Source organism: Coriobacteriaceae bacterium (assembly GCA_025992855.1).
Lineage (GTDB): Bacteria > Actinomycetota > Coriobacteriia > Coriobacteriales > Coriobacteriaceae > Collinsella.
On record DAJPGB010000001.1, the window covers coordinates 151721 to 172179 of the forward strand.

Sequence of the window (20459 nt, forward strand, 5' to 3'; positions counted from 1 at the left end):
CGGGTTACCTTGCTCCGGGAAGTTCGCGAAGCCCACTTCCCAGAGCAAGGTAACCCGCCCGGAGGCGGCCCCAGCGCGAGACCGTCCCGGATGCTACTCGTTGTCGCCCGCGGTCATTTGGGTTGCGGAGAGTGCGCCGTCGGCTGCGGTTGCGGCAGCGGCGTCCGGCCAGACCCAGTCGGTGAAGGCCGGGTGATCGTAGCCCTCGTCGCAGGCGAACTCGAAGGCCTCGGTGCGGAAGGCCTCCCACTCGCTGATCTGCCCGGCAAACTTATCGGCATCGACCATGCGCAGCACGTCGGCAGCAAGAGCCCAGCGGTCCATGTTGTTCAGGCGCAGCATGTCGAACGGCGTCGTCGTGGAGCCCTTCTCCTCGTAGCCGTGGACGCGGAAGGCGTCGTGGCCGGGACGGTTCCAGATCAGGCGGCGAATCGTGCCGGCATAGGCGTGGAAGGCAAAGAGCACGGGCTTCTCGCCGCAGCCAAACAGCTCGGCCCAGCGCTCGTCGCTGATGGCCAGGTCGTTCTCGCAGACGTTCTGGATCTTGAGCAGGTCGACCACGTTGACGAACCACACCTTGATGCCCAGCTCGCGCAGCATATCGGTTGCCGCCAGGGCCTCGAGCGTCGGCACGTCACCGCAGGTGGCAACGACGACGTCGGCCTCGGCGAGCGAGTCGGCAGTCGATGCCCACCTCCAGGTCGCAACGCCCTCGGCAAGCTCGGCCTTGGCCTCGTCGACCGTCTGGAAGGTCGGGGCGGGCTGCTTGCCGCAGAAGATGGCGTTGACGCAGTCGGTGGACTGGTAGACGCGCTCGGCCACGGCAAGGGCCATGTTGGCGTCGGCCGGATAGTAGGCGTTCACGATATGCGTATCGTTGGCCTTGTTGAGCAGCAGGTCGATAAAGCCGGGGTCCTGGTGCGAGAAGCCGTTGTGGTCCTGACGCCAGACGTGGCTCGACAGCAAAATGTTGAGGCCGCTGATGGGGGCGCGCCACGGAATCTCGCGCTTGGTGGCCTCGAGCCACTTGCAGTGCTGGTTGACCATGGAATCGACCACGTGGACAAAGCTCTCGTAGGAACTCCACACGCCGGAGCGGCCGGTGAGCACATAGGCCTCGAGGAAGCCCTCGCACTGATGCTCGGACAGCTGCTCGACGACCTTGCCGGAACCAGCCAGCAGCTCGTCGTTGGCCTCGTCCTCGTAGAAGCCGGCGTCCCACTGCTTCTTGGTCACCTTGTAGGCAGCCTGCAGGCGGTTGGACGCGGTCTCGTCGGGACCAAAGATGCGGAAGTCATCCATGTTCTTGGCCAGAACGTCGGCAGTGTACTCACCAAAGACGCGGGCGGCCTCGGTGGAGCCCCAGCCATGACCCTTAGTTGCGACGGGGACCTCGTGGGCATGAACATCGGGCAGCTCGAGCTCGCGACGCACCTTACCGCCGTTCGCGTTGGGGTTGGCGCCGATGCGCAGCTCGCCGGTCGGCATAAAGGCCGTCACCTCGGGGCGCACCTGGCCCTCGGGTGTAAAGAGCTCCTCGGGCTTGTAGGAACGCAGCCACTCGCGCAGCACGCGGAAGTGCTCGTGGGTGTCCTTGGCACTCGCCAGCGGCACCTGATGTGCGCGCCAGGAGTCCTCGGTCTTCTTGCCGTCGATGTGCTTGGGGCAAGTCCAGCCCTTGGGCGTACGGAACACAATCATGGGGTAGGCCGGGCGGACCACGGTCTCGCCTGAGGCGGCCTGGGCCTGCGCGGTGGCCTTGATGTCACAGATCTCGTCAAAGACCTGCTCAAACAGGGCAGCGAAACGCGCATGAATGCTTGCGTGGCTCTCGTCGTCAAAGCCGGCGACAAAGAAGTGCGGCTTATAGCCCATGCCCTCAAAGAACTTGGTGAGCTCTTCGTCGGACACGCGGGCAAGGATGGTGGGGTTGGCGATCTTGTAGCCGTTGAGGTGCAGGATCGGCAGGACGATACCGTCGGTTGCCGGGTTCACGAGCTTGTTGGACTGCCAAGAGGTCGCGAGCGGGCCGGTCTCGGACTCGCCATCGCCCACCACGGCCACGGCCAGCAGGCTCGGGTTATCCATAACGGCGCCGTAGGCGTGGCTGAGCGTGTAGCCGAGCTCGCCGCCCTCGTGGATGGAACCGGGCGTCTCGGGCGCAAAGTGGCTCGGGATGCCGCCGGGATAGGAGAACTGGCGGAAGAACTTCTGCAGGCCGGCCTCGTCATTGGTGATGTCGGGGCGAATCTCGCGGTAGGTGCCGTCGAGCAGCGACTGAGCAGTACCGGCGGGGCCACCGTGACCAGGGCCCATCAAGAAGATAGCATTCTGGCTGTGGTCGGCAACGAGACGATTGACGTGACCAAACAGGAAGTTGATGCCGGGCGTGGTACCCCAGTGGCCAACCAGGCGGTGCTTAACGTCCGGACGACCGAAGTCGCGCGTCTCGCCGGTCTTCTCGTCGACAAAGTCGGGGCGCATTAGCGGGTTAGAGCGAAGGTAGATCTGACCGACGGACAGATAGTTCGATGCGCGCCAATACAGGTCGACGCCCTCGAGCTCGGAAGCCGGCACCTCGTGGCCCAGCTTTTGCCACGGCGTCCCCAGTGTTTTAGCCATTGTTTATGTCCCTTCGCTGTGCGGTCGCCCTCCGATACGGCAACCTTTCGTTGGGACTAGTATATTTGCTAAAACGTTTTATCATGGTGAAAAAACGTTTTAGCACCCTTATCAATTCCATCGATTAGCAAAACGCGACATTCACCTGCGGCATTGCCCGTCACAGGTGCTCCACATTCGGTCTCTGCAAATTGATAAACGTGTTTAGTTGTGTTTAGTAAGCTCGAGCACGCTGTCCTTAACGATAAGCTCCGGCTCCAGAACGACCTCTTCGGCACGCCTGCCGCCCCTACCGGCAAGACGCTTGGACATGCAGCCAAAAGCATGCTCCGCGAGGACACCAGGATCCTGCTCAATGGCGGTCAGCGCCGGCTCAAAGAGAACGTCGGCCGCCGAGTTGTCATAGCTCACCACCGAGATATCGCCCGGGATGCTCTTCCCCATCTCGTGCAAGCGCTTGAGCAAACCGAGGGCAATGTTATCCGAGCTTGCGAACACGGCAGTGGCGTCAGTTGCGAGCACCGCCTCCGAGGCCTCGTATGCGCTCGGGATGTAGTACTCGCTCTCAAACTCCAAACGCGCGTCGATCGGCAGGCCAACCTCACGCAGAGCGCGCTCATAGCCGGCAAGTCGCTTGCGACCCGTATTGGAACGGCGTGCGTTAACCAAGCAGGCGATGCGACGGTGACCTTGCTCGATCAGATAGCGGGTGGCCATGTAGCCACCCATCTCGTGGTCGAACATCACCTTGTCGCACTCGAGCCCCTCAATGGCACGGTCGACCATTACCGCCGGGATGGGCAGATGGCTGACTTCTTCGCGCAGGGCGCGGTCGTCGGAGAACTCGTCACCCACCACCAGAAAGACGCCATCAACGCCGCGCGTCACCAGCTGGCGCAGCAGCTCCAGATCGTCATCGGCGCTGCCGCCCGAGCTGGTAATGAAGAGCGCATAGCCGTCCTCGCGGCAGCGCTTTTCCAGGCTACCGGCGAGCGAGGCAAAAAAGCGGCTCTCGATGTTAGGGACGATAAGGCCCAGCGTGCGCGACTCGCGCATGACCAGGCTGCGCGCAATCTGGTTGGGAACATAGTGGTTGCGCGCCGCGACCTCTTTGATGAGCTTGCGGTTTTCTTCCGAGATGCGACAGGGCCGATTATTAAGAACAAGCGAGACCGACGAGGGGGAAAGCCCCACCTCCTGGGCGATCTGCTTGAGGGTGACTTTGTTGGCCATCTCGCTCCTTCCGGGTTTACGCGCAATCTCTTGAAAGTATAGCGACTACCCCTCTACCTCGGTGATAAACACTTTACCAATCCGGTGGACGGCTGTTTTATCGCCGCCAGCGCACCAAATCCGTCCGGGTGGGGTATATTGCAATCGATTGATGACAACGACCACCAAAAGGCGGATATTCGTATGCACGAGAACGATTTTTTTAACGAGGACCTGCTGTGCGCGCTCGCTGGCGTTGCCGGCGAGGACAACGTGCTGATGAGCGAGCCCATGCGCGAGCACACCACGTTTAAGATCGGCGGCCCGGCCGACGTCTTTGTCACGCCCGATACCGAGCAGGGCCTCGTCGCCACGCTCGATACCTGCTATCGCTGCGACCTGCCACTCACCATCGTGGGCAACGGCTCCGACTTGCTCGTCGGCGACAAGGGCATCCGCGGCGTCGTCGTAGCGCTGGGCGAGGGCCTCTCCGACATTACGGTCAACGGCACGCACGTCACGGCGGCAGCCGGCGCCTTGCTTTCCGATGTCGCCGCGGCGGCAGCCGAGGCCGGTCTCACCGGCATGGAGCCCATCTCGGGCATTCCCGGATCGGTCGGCGGCGCCTGCTACATGAACGCCGGTGCCTACGGTGCCTGCATGGCCGATGTGCTGGAGTCCGCGCGCGTCTACAAGCCCGCCCGCATGCTCGACGACGGCACCCGCGGTAGCGGCAGCATTATCGAGTTCGATGTCGATGAGCTCAACCTGGGCTATCGCAAGAGCCGCATCGCCGACGACGGCTTCATCGTGCTTTCGGCCACTTTCAATCTCGCCCCGGGCAACGCCGTGATGATCAAGGCCGACATGGACGACTACCGCCAACGCCGCGAGGACAAGCAGCCGCTCGACATGCCGAGCGCCGGCTCCACCTTCAAGCGCCCCGAGGGCTACTTTGCCGGCAAGCTCATCATGGACGCCGGCCTGCGAGGACACGCCATCGGCGGCGCGCAGGTGAGCGAAAAGCACTGCGGCTTCATCGTCAACGCCGACCACGCCACCGCCGCCGACGTCGACGAACTCATCCGCCACATCCAAACAACCGTCAAAGACCAATTCGACGTAGACCTAGAACCCGAAGTCCACCGAGTAGGCGAATTCCTCTAAAAAAGAAGGCCCCGAAAGGGGCCTTCACTTTCTTTAATTCAGACAACCAGTCCGGTGTGTCGCGCCCCGAACCCGAGAGGGCCGCGTGCCCGCCCGCAATATATTTGATTGATCGCGAGTTCCGCACGCAAAGAGGGCCACTTAATGTGGCCTTCGTCTTGCGCAGGACTGCCCGAGCAGGCAATCAAATATATTGCGGGCGGGCACGCGGCCCAGTCGGCTTTACGACAGCGCAATACCGCCAAGCCAGCCCCAACGCACGCCAGAGCCAGTACCATAAAAGCTAATGAACGAATCAAGCGACTTAGACGTAATGGCACCCTCGTTGCTCATAACGATGCCGCCGCCAACGTAGATACCCACATGACCGTAGATAAGGCCCGGAGCACCCGTGCCGCTGTGCGAGGAATCGGCCACGATCATGCCCACCTGCAGCGCCGAGCGGTCGGAGCTATAGCACCAGGCGTTGAACATGTCACACGCGTTGCCGCCAAAATAGCCCACGCCGGCATTGCGGAAGACGTTGGTAACCCAGGCAGCACACCAGCCCTGGCCGGGAGAAGGCGTCGAGTAGCACGCATTGACGACGGCCTGCTGCTTGCCCGAACCGCCCGTCTGTTGCGGGGTGCCGCCGGCATACGAGCCGCCACCCGAGCTCGAGCCACCCGAAGAAGAGCCCGTGTTCGCAGAGGCCGCGGCTGCCGCAGCCGCCTTCCTAGCGGCCTCCTCGGCCTGGGCGGCAGCGAGAATCTCGGAATCGCGCTGAGCCATGAGTTCCTTGACGTCGTCGGAAAGACCGTTCAGCACGGTCTGGACTTCTTGCTGCTTGGCCTGCATATCCTGCATCTGAGCCGTCTGCTGGTCCTTGAGTTTCTCCAGGTTGGCCTTTTGTGCTTCGAGCTCGGTCTTCTGCGCGTCGAGCTCAGCCTGAATCGTCTGGATATCCTCGATGGCATCGCGGTCGCTCTTGTTGATCTTCTCAACGTAATGCGCGTTGGCGACGAGTTCCTCAAACGAGCCAGAGGCCAGCAGCAGCGACAGGATATTCGTACCGCCGGACTTGTAGCTGGCGGCCACGCGATCGGAAAGGTCGTTGCGCTTCTTCTTGAGCTCGGCCTTCTTTTCATCGATCTGGGCCTGTGTGTCGTCAATCTTGCCCTGGACATTCTCAATGTCGTTGAGGGTCTGGGCATTCTTGTTGGCCAGCGCCGCATACTCATTTGCGATGCTGTCGAGCTGGGCCTGAACCTCGTCGAGCTGGGCCTGGGCGGCATTCAATTTATCGGTGGTTTCTTTGGAAGCCTCCGCCGCATGGGCGCGAGTGGGCAGGCCGAAAAGAACTGCCGCAGAAGCGGCGCCGAACAGGGCCTTAAGGGCAGTGCGGCGCGAGAGCTCCTGGGAAAGGATGGAATCGCTGTTTGGTGACATATGTACTCCGTTACATGCTTATTTATATGTCGCTCAACTCATACATATTAGCGTACATATGGCGCGTCCCAACGATTTCCACGAACGGCAGGAAACTACAAGGTCGGCGGCTCGTAAGCAAATGCCAAAGATCAGGTTATGCGTACGCAAGCTCTTCTGATGAGTACGTTAGCACAATCCTCTGCTTTTCCTACAGCGCACGATTTGGGCGTCCCTGCCTGCGCTATACTCCCCTGAAGAAGTGTTCCTGATTCGATAGGAGACTACATGTCCAAAGCACTCGACCCCAAAGACACCTGCGTCCTCGTTACCGGTGGCGCCGGTTTTATCGGCTCGCACACCGTCGTTCAGCTGCTCGAGGGTGGCTACCAGGTCGTCATCGTCGATGATCTCTCCAACTCCAGCGCCGTCGCCGTCGACCGCGTCAAGACCATCGTGGGCGAAGAGGCTGCCAAGAACCTCACCTTCTACGAGGCCAACGTGCTCGACCGCGAGGCCATGAACAAGATCTTCGACACCCATCAGATCGACCGCGTCATCCACTTCGCCGGCTTTAAGGCCGTCGGCGAGTCGGTGAGCAAGCCCGTCGAGTACTACCACAACAACATCGAGAACACCCTGGTGCTCATCGACGTCATGCGCAACCATGGCTGCAAGTCCATCATCTTCTCGAGCTCCTCGACCGTCTACGGCGACCCGGACAACCCGCCTGTCACCGAGGAAGACCCCAAGAAGCCCGCAACCAACCCCTATGGCTGGACCAAGTGGATGATCGAGCAGATCCTTATGGACGTTCACACCGCCGACCCCGAGTGGGACGTCGTGCTGCTCCGCTACTTCAACCCCATCGGCGCCCATCCGTCGGGCCTGATCGGCGAGGACCCCAAGGGCATCCCCAACAACCTGGTGCCCTATGTCGCGCAGGTTGCCGTGGGCAAGCTCGAGGCCGTTCAGGTCTTTGGCAATGACTACCCCACTCCCGACGGCACGGGCGTGCGCGACTATATCCACGTTTGCGACCTGGCATCTGGTCACGTGGCCGCCCTCAACTGGATGAACGGCAAGACCGGCGTCGAGATCTTTAACCTGGGCACCGGCACCGGCACCTCGGTACTCGAGGTCGTCGCCGCCTTCTCCAAGGCCTGCGGCAAGGAGCTGCCCTACGTGATCCGCGAGCGCCGTGCCGGCGACATCGCCGCCAACTGGTGCGATGCCTCCAAGGCCGAACGTATGATGGGTTGGAAGGCCCAGTACGATATCGCGGATATGTGCCGTGACAGCTGGAATTGGCAGAGCCACAACCCCAACGGCTTCGCCGACGCCGAGTAGCCACTCCCCCGTGCTAGGTTTTGTGGCATGCCTCAAAACCTAGCACGCGACATGCTCGGCACATGCCGCTTCCCGCATGGGTAGATTTCTAGACATGTCCCAAAAATCTACTGGCCCCGGCCTCCAATGTGAGGTCGGGGCTTTTTAGGAACTCGTTCTCGAGCTCGAGCTCGCGCATGCACTTGCGGGCGGCCCTCACCTCGGCGGTCTCGGTCTTGGCCGCGGCCGCCGCGACCGGGTGGTTGGCCAGTTCCTTCTTTCTGACCGTCACCCATCTTCCCAGGATCTTCTCATTGATGCCGAGGTCGGCGGCCACTTGGGCGATGGGCTTCCCCGACGCGACGGCGAAGTCTGCGTCCTCGGTGCGGTGCCCCGCTGTGCAGGAGAGCCTATCTGCCATGACTGAACACTCCTTTCTTTTTGGCGCTGAAACGATTATCGCCGCTCAACGCCATTCCTCTAAGTCAAGTGTCCTGGGATACAATACAGTTCAAATGGACGAGGAGGATCCGGCGCTCCTCTTGATGAGCCCGGAGAGGCCCCTGGTCGTCACCCTTCCCCGCGCGAACGCAAAGCGGACGGCGGCGAGCCATGTCCTCCCCGCGCGTTCCATTTAGGGAGTCCTCGAGAAGTCGATCTCCCTGTGCGATAATCGAGCTATTGAGTCTCGCGAGTTTAGAGCTGGTGATATGCATTGAAAATCAAGGTGAAAAACATCGGCAGGGTCGCTGAGGCCGATATCGAGATTAATGGCATTGCCGTGATCGCCGGGGAGAACGGGACGGGGAAAAGCACGGTTGGAAAAGCGCTTTATGCGGCCTTCAACAGCATGTCCGATTCGGAGAACAAAATCGACCGCATGAGGCGCAATAGTGTTGAACGCGCCATCAGGAAGGCATATGTGGGAGGCCCTCTCGACTCCACGTCTCGCCACAGGCGAACTGCTGGAAGAATGAATGGTTTCATCGACAGGGTTTTTTCGGGCGAGTGCACGAGGGACGAGCTTATTGATGAGATAAAGGAGTATTACGGGGAGGAGATCTCCCGTGAGATCGAATCCGATTTCACGAATGGCGTAGCAGGAGTTGCCGATCAGATTATCGAGATCATGGATATCTCCGATGATGAGGTATTTCGTGCGATTGCGACAAACAGGTTCCAAAGCGAGTTCAACGGCCAGATCAATTCGGTTTTCGGCGAAGAGCCCGGGAAGGTCGAACTCCAGATAAAGGACGCATCTACGGTTTTCTCGGTTGCAGGTGACGAGGTGGCGGAGGTGCACGATAGGAGGGTTTTGCGATTCAGGGCGCATTATCTGGACGACCCGTTCCTGATCGATTCTCTCGGAGGGCCCTACGGCCCCGCTTTTCGGTTCAGGCCCCTCCTTGGACACCAGGAGGAGCTGCGGCAAGATTTGATTCAGGCGACCGTCCGTAACGATGACAGCGAGTCCTCGCTGTTCGACGAGATCGCGAAGGAGCGGCACCTGAAGGTTCTCATGGACAAGGTCTCCTCCTTATGTCCGGGGTATTTCGAGAGGAGCGAAAGTCGCGGTCACCTTACGTATCTCGAAGAGGGCTTCGCTCGGGGGTTGGAGCCTGGGAACCTTTCTGCTGGCTTGAAGACGTTCGCCATCATGAAGGTGCTCTTGAAGTCCGGCGCGCTAGATGCCGGAGGGACTATTATCCTCGATGAACCCGAGATTCATCTTCATCCTGCATGGCAGCTGGCCTTCGCCGAGATAATCGTGCTGCTCCAGAAAGAGCTCGGGATGCACGTCTTAATGAGCACCCATAGTCCATATTTCTTGAATGCGATCGAAGTGTATTCTAAGAAGCACGCTGTTGATGGATTGTGCTCATATTATCTTGCGGAGACCTGCGCTGATGGACGCTCTCGCTTTGCCGAAATAACCGGCTCGACTGAGGTCGCCTACGAGAAGCTGGCGGCTCCTTTTGATACGCTTGAGAGGGAGGAGTACGGCCTTGAGTAGCGACCTGTGCGCCTCCTGCCCTCATCCGAACTCTCCCGTGGTGCCAGATGGCAGCGATGGTTGCTCCCGTTGCAGGACCTGTATCCTAAGGGACTGCACGTCGACCATCTCCAAAACATCCAGAGACGGGAGCGTCTCTCTTGTGGATGACGATTTGCCTGTTGTCAATTTTGACTCTGTTAAAGAATGCTACTGCAAGAAGGTCAATAGGTGGATGCAACTCCCGCGCTCCGCCGATGCGCTGTATTGCGATCGGGAAACGTTATATCTAGTCGAATTTAAAAACGGCAGTCTGAAGGAGACGCTGGGGAAGAGGCTCAATCCCAAGGATGACGAAGAGCTTGGTATCAATCTTGGCCAAAGGGACGCCCTCATCGAGAAGTGCAAGGACAGCGTTTTGATCTGCTCGGACCTGTGGGGAAAGAGGACGAGATGGTTTCGCGAGCACTGCGTCTTTGTTTTGGTATACAACGAGGACAAGAACAAGACCGCGTTGAAGCGGGTTGCCAGCTCGATTAGGAAAAAAGCGCGTTTTGGGCTTCCTGACAAATTGAAAGGTTTTTGCGTGAAGGATGTCTTGACGCTAACCGAAAAGGAGTTTTCGACATCGCTCCTTTCAACTTGGCGAGACGCAGAAGAAATCGCGGAGGTCGACGCGTAGGAGACCGAAAAGCATCCGGTGGCTATTTGCTCCCGGTATCGATCGTTCGTCTGCAGTCGGTTTTCTTTCCGCTGCGCCCGCCAGTTTGCGATGAGTCGCGCACCGTGTGAAGCTCAACACGGATGAAATACAAATATAATCCCCCCTTGCACTGTGTTGATAAATATTGCTCGTCGAACTCATCTGAACTGGGCTTTCTTGCATAGAACTGCCTGAACCTGAGCGTTTTCGGGTATCGCATTGCCCGATCGAGCACCATCGCGACCTTCTCAAGCTTGTCCTCGGGCGGACTCATAGCCACAGCCCCGCATGTCGTCCCGGTTGGAGCCGGGATGAGCCCTCAGGAAGCACTGCATGAAGTAGCGCATCCGGTTCACGGGCCCCAGCGGGTTCTGACCGTCGGGAACGCCCTTGAGCAGCTTCGCGTTGTAGTGCTGGCTCTTCAGTGACAGATTGTTGACGGGAGCCGTGTGGCGCCCGGCTCCATGTCGTGGATGAGCGTGGAGCCGGGCGCCACACGGCTCCCGAACGTCGCCAAGGTCTTCGCCCTGCTTGTCTTGCCAAGGCCCTCCCGGATGAAGATTGAATTGCCTGGCTCATCGCAGCCGAGCGCGACACGGCCTCTACCCGAGACCATCATCTCTACACATAGCCCATCATTCGACAAGAACGCGCAGTTTGTCCTGCATAGGCGCATGGTGTCCCCCTCCGCCGCAAGAGGTGAGCAAAAGAGAGGCTCCCCTCGCCACTACCGGACAAAGGGACCTCTCTGGGGAAACACGCTATAAAACCTTCTTGCCGGGCGGTCGAGTACAGCACCGACGGCGTACCCGTGGAGACCTACCCAGAGCCCACGCCATTTCAAGTTTCTTGGTCTTCAACGCCACAATCCGATAATCATCCAGCCGTCGAAATGACCTCGTCACAGGCGGCAAGCATCTCCTCGTCATGAGTGACAACGATTACAATATGGTCTCTCTTAATTTCATGAAGCAATTTGATCAGCGCGCCTCGACTCTTCGCATCAAGTGCTGAGGTCGGTTCATCAAAAAGCATAACGTCCGGCGATTTCAACAGCTGTCTCACAATTGCAATCTTTTGCTTCTCGCCGCCGGACACCCCTCCTTTCCCGCCGTCAAGCATCGCCGTTGCCCCGTTCTCCACAGAAGCAACCATTTCGTCTAGCCCCAATATGACAAGCATCCGATTCAGCTTATCCATCTCGTAATCATCAGAAAGCAGCGTAAGATTATCGAGAATCGTCCCCTCAACGATAGGGGGTTCTTGCTCCGTAATGCTGACTCGACACCGCCGCAATGCATATCGATCGATGCAACGCTGTGACACCCCGTTGTAGCGAACGGCCCCTTCTGTGTCATCTGGATATAGCCCCAATATCACTGACAGCAGCGAGCTCTTCCCCGAACCATTCGGCCCCGAGATTCCATATAGCCGACCCCTGGAAAACGCGAGCCCCTCAATGCTTAACGCGACCCTTTCCGCCCCTGGATAACGTAGCTTGATGTTCTCTAGACGGATTTCCTCAATCGGACCAAGCGCCAATTTGCCATTCGCTTCCACCGGGACATCCCAAATTCTTTTCAGCCGCTCATAGCATACGCGATTAGTCTGGTAATCCCTTCCCCAGCCCAACAAATACTGTACCGCTGAGCTTAAGTTCGAATAATATCCAACAGCGGTCACGAGAAAACCAGGCAACAGTCTCCCGCCCATCACTTCAACCGCGCCCACAGCAAGAAGACATCCTTGAGCGGCGGAAGCGACCAACGCGTTGCCAAAGGTAAATCTAGACCCTACTTCCTGATTTGCTCTCATCGTTGGATAGAGCCCATTAAAAGCTTCGACCAGTACAGCGCGGGACCTATCGAACAAAGCATGTTTGCGGATGAAATCAACTTTCTCCAACTGATCTTGTAGACAGGAAAAAAACCTCGCGCTCTGCTCTTGTACGTCAAAACTTCTCTCAAACAGCCTTGCGCGTGAAACCGCATAAAAAGCGGCACTCGCTGCCGCAAGAACAAGGCAGACCACACTCAACTTGATATTCAGGCTACCGAGAACAAACAGGGCGGACAAAAGGGTGATAACGTTGCTTGAAACCCCCACAACCGAGTTGATTACGAAGATGACAAGGTCATTAGCGTCGTGATTGATTTGCTGGTTATAATACGACGCGTTGAAGCCCTCGAAGAATGCCTGGGGAAGGTGCTTCACGTGCTCAAGCGTATCCGCATTTAAGCCGAACCCCGCATGCGACTGAAGGTTGATGTACAGCATCTCTGAGCAATACACTAGTCCCGCTCGAACCGCTTGGACCGCAACCAAAATAAGGCAACAAACGAGAACGGCGGCAAGATCGGCGCTGGCCGGCATCGCCAATCGGTTTACCACTATGCCGGTAAGAAAGGGACCCGCAAGCGCAAGCAGCCCGACCAAAACTGTTACGACAAGATAGGCGTAGAATCGACCGCCCAGTATATATTTTCTACAGAGATTAAGCATCAGCCTCATTTTGCCCCGCACCCCGTTTTGCCGTATTCATCATCTGGGAGAGCAGCATTTTTTGCTCGGCATCATACCGGAAGGAAACGCAACGTTTCCCCTCACCGTTTAAGGCGTGGTTGGGGCACCCTCCCATGCACATGGGAAAAGCAAAGCACTCTTGGCATTCCGGGTCATCCGGCTCATATGCCATCCAGTTAATCATGTTCTTGCTCAACATTGGCGGCTCGAAAATAGTTCCGACCCTCCGCTCCTTCATTCCAATGTCATCCCAGCACTTATACAAATCTCCGACGGGATCAACCACGTACGAGTTGATTCCAACGGCGCAACATATCCCGAAATTCGTCCCACCAAAAGGTTGAACTTTAAAGCCCCGCGCAATTGCCCTTTTATAAAACTCAGTCTCCTCATACGAGAACTCTTTTACAGTAAAGCAGTGGCTGTCGTTCGCACATACCTGATTGATATCGTCAACAGGGGCTAAATAGAAGTGAACCTTATTCATCAGGCCATTTAGCTCGAGATGATCCAATAGCTCTTGAGCGGCCTCGATGTTGGTCTTGTCGACGTTGCTCCTTATCGAAATATCGATGATGTCGGCACACTCTTTGACGTTCTTGAGAATACGTTCGTATGTAGGGCTTCCGTCGTGAAGAATCCTCCTCGAATCGTGATCCGACTTCGATCCATCTATAGTCACTTGCGCGCTCGTCACACCACATGCCGCGAGCCTCCTTGCAACATCAGGCGTCAGCAGATAGCCATTTGTCACTATCGATGCGGAATATTCACACGTTGGCCCCACGACATCTTTCAGATCCGACGTAATCCGTTCGATCATCTTCATTCCGAGCAGAGGCTCGCCGCCGTACCATCCAACTGAGAGACTTGCGATACCAGGATAGTAATCTTTCACGAACTTGGAGAGCTGTGTCAAAACCTCCTCGCCCATCGTCGTGTACGCCTGTCCCTTTTCATAGCAGTAGGGACAGCAAAAGTTGCAAGCCATCGTTGGCGCAATGGTAAGGGACAGAGCAGTATTCGCAAAGCGCGCGGCGCGACTTTGCAACCTGATCTCCCCAAGCTCGTCCCTCTCCTCATTGACTAGGATGCCTCCCCTTATCAGCTCCGCGACAAGATCATCGGCATCCCGAACGTCCCCTTCTTGAATCCTTTAGAATTTCTGCGCGTATTCCGGATTTAACGACAGGATGCCGCCGGTTCGCGCATTCATGATAAGAAGACTTCCGTTATGTTCATGCACCACATTAAATTGCGACAGTTTCACTTCGCACCATCTCCATTTCCAATCAAATCCATATCGACCCTCAGACGCTGCGCATACGCCAGCGCACTACCTTCTTCGATAAAAACTGCACGAAAGCAGCAATAGACATGCGAGCGACACGATGACCGCATGGCCGCATGCAGCCATCAGGACCGTCCCGCCGGCAGCCCCGCACGCCCTCATCCAATAAGCCATGTGAACCGGGGGTAAAACGGTTGGGAAACTCATCGCGATAACAAGGCCCGCGAACGTTGCGACCAGCAAGGCTCCCGACACAAGAGATCTGATCCTGAACACCTCATATGCAACCGCAACCATCAGCGTATAAGCGGCGTCTATAACGATATTCGACAGGAGTGCCGAGGTCACATTACCAACCGTAAGGCTGTCTAGACCGCTTCCGGAGCACACGGCAAAGACCGCAGCGACACCGAGAGTAAACACGATGTAGGGGCACAGCGTATACACTTCGCAAGCCAATGTCTTTGCCGCAAACAGCTGCCAGCTGCGGAAGCCCCGAGCAATCGAAACTCCCCTTGCCGACACGCTCGTCGCATCACCGAATAGCGTCCCCGCCACAACAACAGAGACGATTGGGAAGAACACCGTATGCGCCATGGAGACGACACTTAGCCAGGAAGAGATACCCGTTGGCCCAACCCCTATCGAGAAAAGATAGCCCGGATCGGCGGAAAAGCCAAAGAACTGGCCCTCTCCCCCTGCGGAGACCCATGCGCCGGACCCGGCAAACACATAAATCCCCGCGATGCCCAAATACATCAGCGCTATTATCACGGCGAGTTTCATTCTCCTTGCGCGGAACAGTTCCGCCCTGACCGACATCCCAAGATTCATCGAACCGCCGTCCTTACAAATAGCGAGACGAGCGCAACTCCAACCGACACAAGCACAGTGCCGCCCGCATACAGCAAAACCTGAATTACACCAACATTCTGCATACTCAGGGAACACAGGTTCATCAGGTAATACACGGGCGAGAGCATGAGCAGCAAGCTGGGCTGACCGCTTCCGTATGTACTTGGGAACCACACCATCACAAATATCGAAACCGCTATTGCAACGACGCTGCTCGCCACCACACTCCTCGTGAGCAAATACAGGGCGAAGGTAGCGGCGTACATCGAAATGAGCAGCAGCGCGATCATCAGCGCAATCGATACAAATTGGGCAAACCCTGAGCACGAGGCCCCAACATCCCATTGGGCCATCTTGGTTAAATACAGCGCAGTCGTAGAAAGAAGATACACGGCACCGACCAGAGTGCAGTTCACCAACAGCTTCGTGATCACAATCGCCGCCTGCGACACCCCTCGCGATCTCGATACGGCGTAAGCCACGGATTCAAAGTCTCTCGACGTAGCGTAAACCGCGTAGAGAATCGTCACCGGAATCCAGACCACTGTAGACGCAAAAGACGTCCGGGCAACAGAGCCCAAAACGTCCCCTGCATCCACTAGGTTTCCAATAAAACCTATAGCCCCTCCAAGCGTATACGGGTCATCACCGGCGACCATGATCAGCACCTCAGACGAAGTCGCAGCCGCAACCACATACAGCACAGCCGCAAGCGCAATCATCAGAGCGGTCGCCGGGTGCCTGGCGAGCAACCATACCTCGCTCCGAAAAGCTGAGATGAACTCGCGTTTCATCACAGCTCGCTCTCTCGACCGATGAGCTCCGAATAAAACTCCTCAAGGCTCTTCCTATGAGAATACGCCTCCGCAACCCTCACACCTGCGGTCGAGAGCGCTTCGATTGCAACGCCCCGCCCTTCCTTTTTCTCCTCATAGCGCATAAGGACGCTGCCGTCCGGCAGAAAAGAATGTGAGGTCTCATCTCCGAGAACCGATCTCGTTCGCTCCAGATCGTCCACATGCAACACGAAACCACCGCGGCATGACTTTTCCAGCTGAGGTGCGGTCATCCTTCGAATGAGGCGACCATGACTTATGAAGAGGTAATCAGTTGCCAGCTTGTGCATCTCCTCAAGATTGTGGCTGGATACGAGAATCGTTTTACCTTGATCTTTGTTAAGATGCGTAAGGATTTTTCTTACTTCGACTATCCCCATCGGATCCAGGCCGTTTGTCGGCTCGTCCAGGATCAACAGCTCCGGATCGCCCAGCAACGCTATGGCCAGATCGAGACGCCTCCTCATTCCCATTGAGAAGTTCTTCACTTTCTTCCCGCCGGCCTCCCCCAAACCGACGGTTGATAACACACCGTCGATGGAACGATCGGTGGGAAGCCCCCACTCAATACAGCGAACGACCAAGTTGTCTCGCGCGGTCAGATTAGGATACGAAGCATTGAGGTCGGGCATATAACCCAGCCTTTCCCTGCAGCTCCGTATTTCACGTCTCCCGGTTTGCCCAAACATCGAGATCGTTCCTGACGATGGCTCCGAAAGCCCCGTGATCAATCGAATTAACGTGCTCTTGCCGGCACCATTCTCCCCAATGAGTGCACACAGCTCGCCTTCCATTAAAGAGAACGAGACTGATTTAACCGCTTCAAACCCGCCATATCTCTTGGATATGGCACGCAATTCAACTGGGACTTCCCGCATGGACGACATCCTCCCCGTCAATAAAAAGGGACGACATGGCAATTGTGCGGGGTTATAGGTAACGTCGGTTCGCCCCCCATATTGCAATGCCACATCGCCCCTCAGGCGCTGCTGGCCAAAATATCTTTGAACAGTCTGTGCACGCCGTACGGCGTGCACTATCCGCTAAAAGCGGATAGTGCACGCCTGTGAAGAACACTTGGTGCTGCAGCTGCCGTGCGCGTAAAAGAAGCAATTGTTGCACATGGGCTCAGCCCCGGCTGACGGCTCGGTAATCCATTCCATTTCATTCCCCTCCTTTCGCGGTAGAAAGCCAGTTCATCTCTGCCCCCTAGAAACGGAACGTGCAGGACTGATTGGGGCACCTCTTCGTGCATCCCCCGTGCGCGTAGAAGAAGCAGTTGCCGCACGCGGGTGCAACGCCTTCCTCCGGCTCGTTAATCCAATCCATCTCTCCCTCCTTTCCTTGCATACCGAATTGATAATGTTATTCTAATTCGATATGTGTCATATTTCAATATAAGCTTATTTATATATTACACAAGGTAAGCACCCCCCTGCATCCAGCACAGGAAATGACTCTCTCGTTCCCCAGTGACGCGGCGAGAAATACAGGCCACTGCAGGACGTTGAATGAACAGCCCGTGAAAACCGTTGTTTTCACGGGCTGCACCTGCTCAATACTTTTTTATTCTCCAGCCTCAGTCGTCTCTAAGATCGACCACGTAAACATGATCTGACTCCAGGACCGGGTCATCACCCGTCGCGGTCGCCCTGCTCAGCGCGTTGCGGGCGCGCCGCGTCGCCAGTTCCTCAAGTTCTCTTTCGTTGACGCGCTTAATAAGATCGCCAGGCTGGCAATCAAGCTCTACGCAAATATCCAGCAATGTCTTTAACCTAATTGCCTTCACCTTGCCATTTCGTATTTTTGAGATACTTGCCGGTGTGTGCCCGGTCGCCCGAATGATATCCGTACTCGTCTTTCCGCGTCGAAGCAATAAGCTTTCAAGCTCAATAATCAGATAGTCCATGCCGCCCCTCACACCAAATCCTCGGTCTGGTCTTGAAGCAGAGCTCCGTAGCGCCATATCGCAGAAATCGAGAAGCAGCAAACGGCCCCCAGCACAGCACCAATATCTATGGGCAGGGCCAGGTTTTCAAACATCGAATAGGCGTTCCCCAGCAAGTCGAAGGGGCCAATCACTATCGAAAGAAACCCCGGAGAAAACAAGAGGTCACCTATTGCTGCTGCAACAAACAGCCACCCGATAATCGAGATTCTTCGAGCATGCGAAAGGGTAAAGGGCGATTCGCCATGAGCCATGTCCATGCTGATTCCCCGCAGGGTCCATGTGGCCCCTCCGGAAATCAGAAGATACATCAAAGGAACCACTACGGAAACCGTCTTTGATGGATCATATAGGTTTCCTTGAGCAGCCATAAGCCCAATGGAAATAACCACCACCACCGAACAGCAACACACCGCTATAAACAGCGCCGTAAACAGAATCCCAAGCCTTCTTCCGAGAGTCATCATCTTCTGGATGGACTTATCGATCTTCTGGGCGCTATTCACCACAGCTCCTCCTAAAGCAATCAGAGGTCTTCTTACTTACTGTTTTTCCTACATTGTAACGAACTCGATAAGAAGAGGGTCGCTTCACGCCGCGCAATCCCGAACTCCAAGCGTTTCTCATCAGCATTGCCCATCTTTCGAGTCGAAATTCAAATCCAGTTTCTTATCGCATGCCAAAATCAAATCCTGATCGTGGCTTACAACAAGAATTAGCTGATTAAAGGGGTTTCGAGAGACATACTCCGTGAACTCCCGACGGCTTTCTTCGTCTAAATCATTCGTCGGCTCGTCAAACACAAGCACTTCCGGTTGCCTGCAAAGTGCTGAGATTATCCTTAGCTTCCGATACTCTCCACCAGAAAGGTCCCTACAATTCTTACCTTTTAACGATTCGACGGTTCGGCAGAAACTCGGCACAAGCTCGCAGAGATGCTCGCCCGTTCCCCGAATCGATGCCCTCTCAAGATAGTGTTCCACCGTTTCATTCGGAATAAAGAGCTTTTGCGGGCACACCGCAAACAGGTCATGTCGGATCGTCTCCATATCGAGCTCTTCATATGGCACCGACCCCAAAGTCCGATGCCCCCCAGCAGAATATAGTCCAAGAAGCACCTTCAGAAACGTGCTTTTGCCGCATCCGTTCGGCCCGGTAATGGCATAGGTTTCCCCCTCTCGACCTCCACGGAGAGATCGCGGTACAAGTAGGGCTTTCCCGCATATCGGTACGCGATGTTGGACAACGATATGCTCTCCACGTGCCCAACCGAGATGGTGCCGCGGTCCTCGGCGCCTTCCGACAGAGCCTCCAATCGGTCGAACGAGGCCCTCGCGTCCTGATATGATTTGAAATAATTCAAATAATATTTGAAGCATCCGAACGCCATCGAGTAATACGGGTTCACCATTGTGAACTCGCCAATGCTCATTCTTCCGCTTAATATTTCCATTCCGGAGATCACAAGCAACGCTCCCCGGAACACAGATGAGATCAGGCCGTCGCTCGAGGTGGCCAGATTCGAGATCCTACTTGCTTTCATGTAAATCGGGTAGTACCCCTCGAATATCCCCTTGAGCGTACGGGCACTCTGGTCATATGCCCCATCGCACTTAATGTCAAACAACTGCGACAGCTCGCCGCTCACGGATGCGAACAGCTTGCTCAACCCCTCTTTGTTCGCAAGCGAACTGTTGTACAGCGGCTTTTTCAACACCCTAAATAAAATGAAGTATGCCCCAAGCGAACATGTACTTAACGCCAGAAACACCGGGTTAATTGAAAACAGAATGATGAAAATAAACACAATCAGAACGATGTTAAGCCCGATTGTCAGGAAGTTGTTCACGACAAACGATGACACCGCATTCGAATCCGCATACACCCTCTGCGTTGTATAGGATGAATCCGCCTGCTCCCCCTTTTCCAAGGGCCCTCGTTCAAACGACTCACACGTGGCCCCCATCAGTCTCGTAGTCATCTCCAAAATGACGCGCGATACGTTCACGCCCATCGCATACGACATGAAGGATGCCGATATCCCTATGCTGGCAACAAAGGCTGCAAATCATACGACGCGAGATGGATCCCTATTCGTCACGAGAAAATCTACAAACCCACCGTTTAAGGCGGGCATGACGCACGAGAGAGCATAATTCACCGACATGAGAATCACGAAAAGCCGCGACCCTTTACAGCGAAATAACTCGTTAACCGTCTTCTTAAACATGCCAGCCCCCATCAAGCGACCTTTTATCCAAAACTGAATTAGTTCGCCGCTTAATCGCTCCCATACACTCCTTATTGTTAATCCTCGCAAAACACTATCGCGGGTTGCGATGCCCAGGATTCCGTTTCGCCTTGATATACATACGAATAGACTCCCTATTTACATAGGCAAGTGCGGCGATTATTACGGCAGCCACCATCAGACCGAAAATCGCCCTTTTGTCCGGAAAAAGGGACGAAAAAAGGAGACATATTGCGGAGAAAACTATAACCGCCCCCACCGCTCGGTTTGTGCCTAGAGACTCGGCCGTCCGCTTTTCCTCCTCTAAACGCCCTCCCGATAG

Annotated in this window: 17 protein-coding genes; 4 read left to right on the forward strand and 13 right to left on the reverse strand. The window is 56.3% G+C overall.

Annotation, left to right across the window (positions count from 1 at the left end; genetic code table 11):
* Nucleotides 1–93: 93 nt before the first annotated feature.
* On the reverse strand, nt 94–2622 hold the full coding sequence (locus tag OIL88_00710) for a phosphoketolase family protein (protein ID HJI70912.1): 2529 nt from the start codon (nt 2620–2622) through the stop codon (nt 94–96).
* Between the two features lie 204 nt (nt 2623–2826).
* Nucleotides 2827–3855: a LacI family transcriptional regulator gene (locus OIL88_00715; protein ID HJI70913.1), complete on the reverse strand. Its 1029-nt coding sequence runs from the start codon at nt 3853–3855 to the stop codon at nt 2827–2829.
* A 183-nt stretch (nt 3856–4038) separates the two neighbouring features.
* Between OIL88_00715 and murB the strand changes: the two genes are divergently transcribed.
* The gene (gene murB, locus OIL88_00720) at nt 4039–5001 is read left to right on the forward strand and encodes a UDP-N-acetylmuramate dehydrogenase (GenBank protein ID HJI70914.1); all 963 of its coding nucleotides are present in this window, start codon (nt 4039–4041) and stop codon (nt 4999–5001) included.
* A 222-nt stretch (nt 5002–5223) separates the two neighbouring features.
* Here the strand turns inward: murB and OIL88_00725 are convergent, their stop codons facing one another.
* Nucleotides 5224–6429 (reverse strand): hypothetical protein, encoded by a 1206-nt coding sequence (locus OIL88_00725; protein ID HJI70915.1) that lies wholly within the window; start codon nt 6427–6429, stop codon nt 5224–5226.
* A 267-nt stretch (nt 6430–6696) separates the two neighbouring features.
* On the opposite strand from OIL88_00725, the gene galE reads away from it, so the two are divergent.
* The gene (gene galE, locus OIL88_00730) at nt 6697–7758 is read left to right on the forward strand and encodes a UDP-glucose 4-epimerase GalE (protein HJI70916.1); all 1062 of its coding nucleotides are present in this window, start codon (nt 6697–6699) and stop codon (nt 7756–7758) included.
* 88 nt (nt 7759–7846) lie between these two features.
* Here the strand turns inward: galE and OIL88_00735 are convergent, their stop codons facing one another.
* Nucleotides 7847–8158: a hypothetical protein gene (locus tag OIL88_00735; GenBank protein ID HJI70917.1), complete on the reverse strand. Its 312-nt coding sequence runs from the start codon at nt 8156–8158 to the stop codon at nt 7847–7849.
* Between the two features lie 294 nt (nt 8159–8452).
* Between OIL88_00735 and OIL88_00740 the strand changes: the two genes are divergently transcribed.
* Both OIL88_00740 and OIL88_00745 read left to right on the forward strand, forming a co-directional pair.
* Complete coding sequence (locus tag OIL88_00740) at nt 8453–9751, forward strand: ATP-binding protein (protein ID HJI70918.1); 1299 nt, start codon at nt 8453–8455, stop codon at nt 9749–9751.
* A gap of 142 nt (nt 9752–9893) precedes the next feature.
* Entirely contained in the window at nt 9894–10412 is a 519-nt protein-coding gene (locus OIL88_00745) for a hypothetical protein (GenBank protein ID HJI70919.1), read from the forward strand.
* An 897-nt stretch (nt 10413–11309) separates the two neighbouring features.
* On the opposite strand, the gene OIL88_00750 is transcribed toward OIL88_00745, so the two are convergent.
* The 9 genes from OIL88_00750 to OIL88_00790 all read right to left on the reverse strand — a co-directional run bounded on the left by OIL88_00750 (nt 11310) and on the right by OIL88_00790 (nt 19933).
* The gene (locus OIL88_00750) at nt 11310–12944 is read right to left on the reverse strand and encodes an ABC transporter ATP-binding protein/permease (protein ID HJI70920.1); all 1635 of its coding nucleotides are present in this window, start codon (nt 12942–12944) and stop codon (nt 11310–11312) included.
* Nucleotides 12928–13947 carry an SPASM domain-containing protein gene (locus OIL88_00755; GenBank protein HJI70921.1) on the reverse strand — a complete coding sequence of 340 codons (1020 nt, stop codon included), beginning with the start codon at nt 13945–13947 and terminating at the stop codon, nt 12928–12930. Before OIL88_00755 ends, OIL88_00750 begins: the two co-directional genes overlap by 17 nt.
* A 345-nt stretch (nt 13948–14292) precedes the next feature.
* Nucleotides 14293–15081, reverse strand: coding sequence for a hypothetical protein (locus tag OIL88_00760; GenBank protein HJI70922.1), 789 nt, complete (start codon nt 15079–15081; stop codon nt 14293–14295).
* Nucleotides 15078–15896, reverse strand: coding sequence for a hypothetical protein (locus OIL88_00765; GenBank protein ID HJI70923.1), 819 nt, complete (start codon nt 15894–15896; stop codon nt 15078–15080). Before OIL88_00765 ends, OIL88_00760 begins: the two co-directional genes overlap by 4 nt.
* Nucleotides 15896–16816, reverse strand: coding sequence for an ABC transporter ATP-binding protein (locus tag OIL88_00770; GenBank protein HJI70924.1), 921 nt, complete (start codon nt 16814–16816; stop codon nt 15896–15898). Before OIL88_00770 ends, OIL88_00765 begins: the two co-directional genes overlap by 1 nt.
* Nucleotides 16817–17517: 701 nt before the next feature.
* Nucleotides 17518–17847: a helix-turn-helix domain-containing protein gene (locus tag OIL88_00775; GenBank protein ID HJI70925.1), complete on the reverse strand. Its 330-nt coding sequence runs from the start codon at nt 17845–17847 to the stop codon at nt 17518–17520.
* A gap of 8 nt (nt 17848–17855) precedes the next feature.
* Complete coding sequence (locus OIL88_00780; protein HJI70926.1) at nt 17856–18392, reverse strand: hypothetical protein; 537 nt, start codon at nt 18390–18392, stop codon at nt 17856–17858.
* A gap of 120 nt (nt 18393–18512) precedes the next feature.
* Complete coding sequence (locus OIL88_00785; protein HJI70927.1) at nt 18513–19004, reverse strand: ATP-binding cassette domain-containing protein; 492 nt, start codon at nt 19002–19004, stop codon at nt 18513–18515.
* 2 nt (nt 19005–19006) lie between these two features.
* On the reverse strand, nt 19007–19933 hold the full coding sequence (locus OIL88_00790) for an ABC transporter transmembrane domain-containing protein (GenBank protein HJI70928.1): 927 nt from the start codon (nt 19931–19933) through the stop codon (nt 19007–19009).
* Nucleotides 19934–20459: the final 526 nt, after the last annotated feature.

Coding starts and splice junctions, on each gene's coding strand:
- OIL88_00770 (HJI70924.1), bottom strand. CDS start 16,816: ATGCGGGAAGTCCCAGTTGAATTGCGTGCCATATCCAAGAGATATGGC.
- murB (HJI70914.1), top strand. CDS start 4,039: ATGCACGAGAACGATTTTTTTAACGAGGACCTGCTGTGCGCGCTCGCT.
- OIL88_00725 (HJI70915.1), bottom strand. CDS start 6,429: ATGTCACCAAACAGCGATTCCATCCTTTCCCAGGAGCTCTCGCGCCGC.
- OIL88_00750 (HJI70920.1), bottom strand. CDS start 12,944: ATGAGGCTGATGCTTAATCTCTGTAGAAAATATATACTGGGCGGTCGA.
- galE (HJI70916.1), top strand. CDS start 6,697: ATGTCCAAAGCACTCGACCCCAAAGACACCTGCGTCCTCGTTACCGGT.
- OIL88_00775 (HJI70925.1), bottom strand. CDS start 17,847: ATGGACTATCTGATTATTGAGCTTGAAAGCTTATTGCTTCGACGCGGA.
- OIL88_00765 (HJI70923.1), bottom strand. CDS start 15,896: ATGAAACGCGAGTTCATCTCAGCTTTTCGGAGCGAGGTATGGTTGCTC.
- OIL88_00760 (HJI70922.1), bottom strand. CDS start 15,081: ATGAATCTTGGGATGTCGGTCAGGGCGGAACTGTTCCGCGCAAGGAGA.
- OIL88_00735 (HJI70917.1), bottom strand. CDS start 8,158: ATGGCAGATAGGCTCTCCTGCACAGCGGGGCACCGCACCGAGGACGCA.
- OIL88_00710 (HJI70912.1), bottom strand. CDS start 2,622: ATGGCTAAAACACTGGGGACGCCGTGGCAAAAGCTGGGCCACGAGGTG.
- OIL88_00755 (HJI70921.1), bottom strand. CDS start 13,947: ATGGCTTGCAACTTTTGCTGTCCCTACTGCTATGAAAAGGGACAGGCG.
- OIL88_00715 (HJI70913.1), bottom strand. CDS start 3,855: ATGGCCAACAAAGTCACCCTCAAGCAGATCGCCCAGGAGGTGGGGCTT.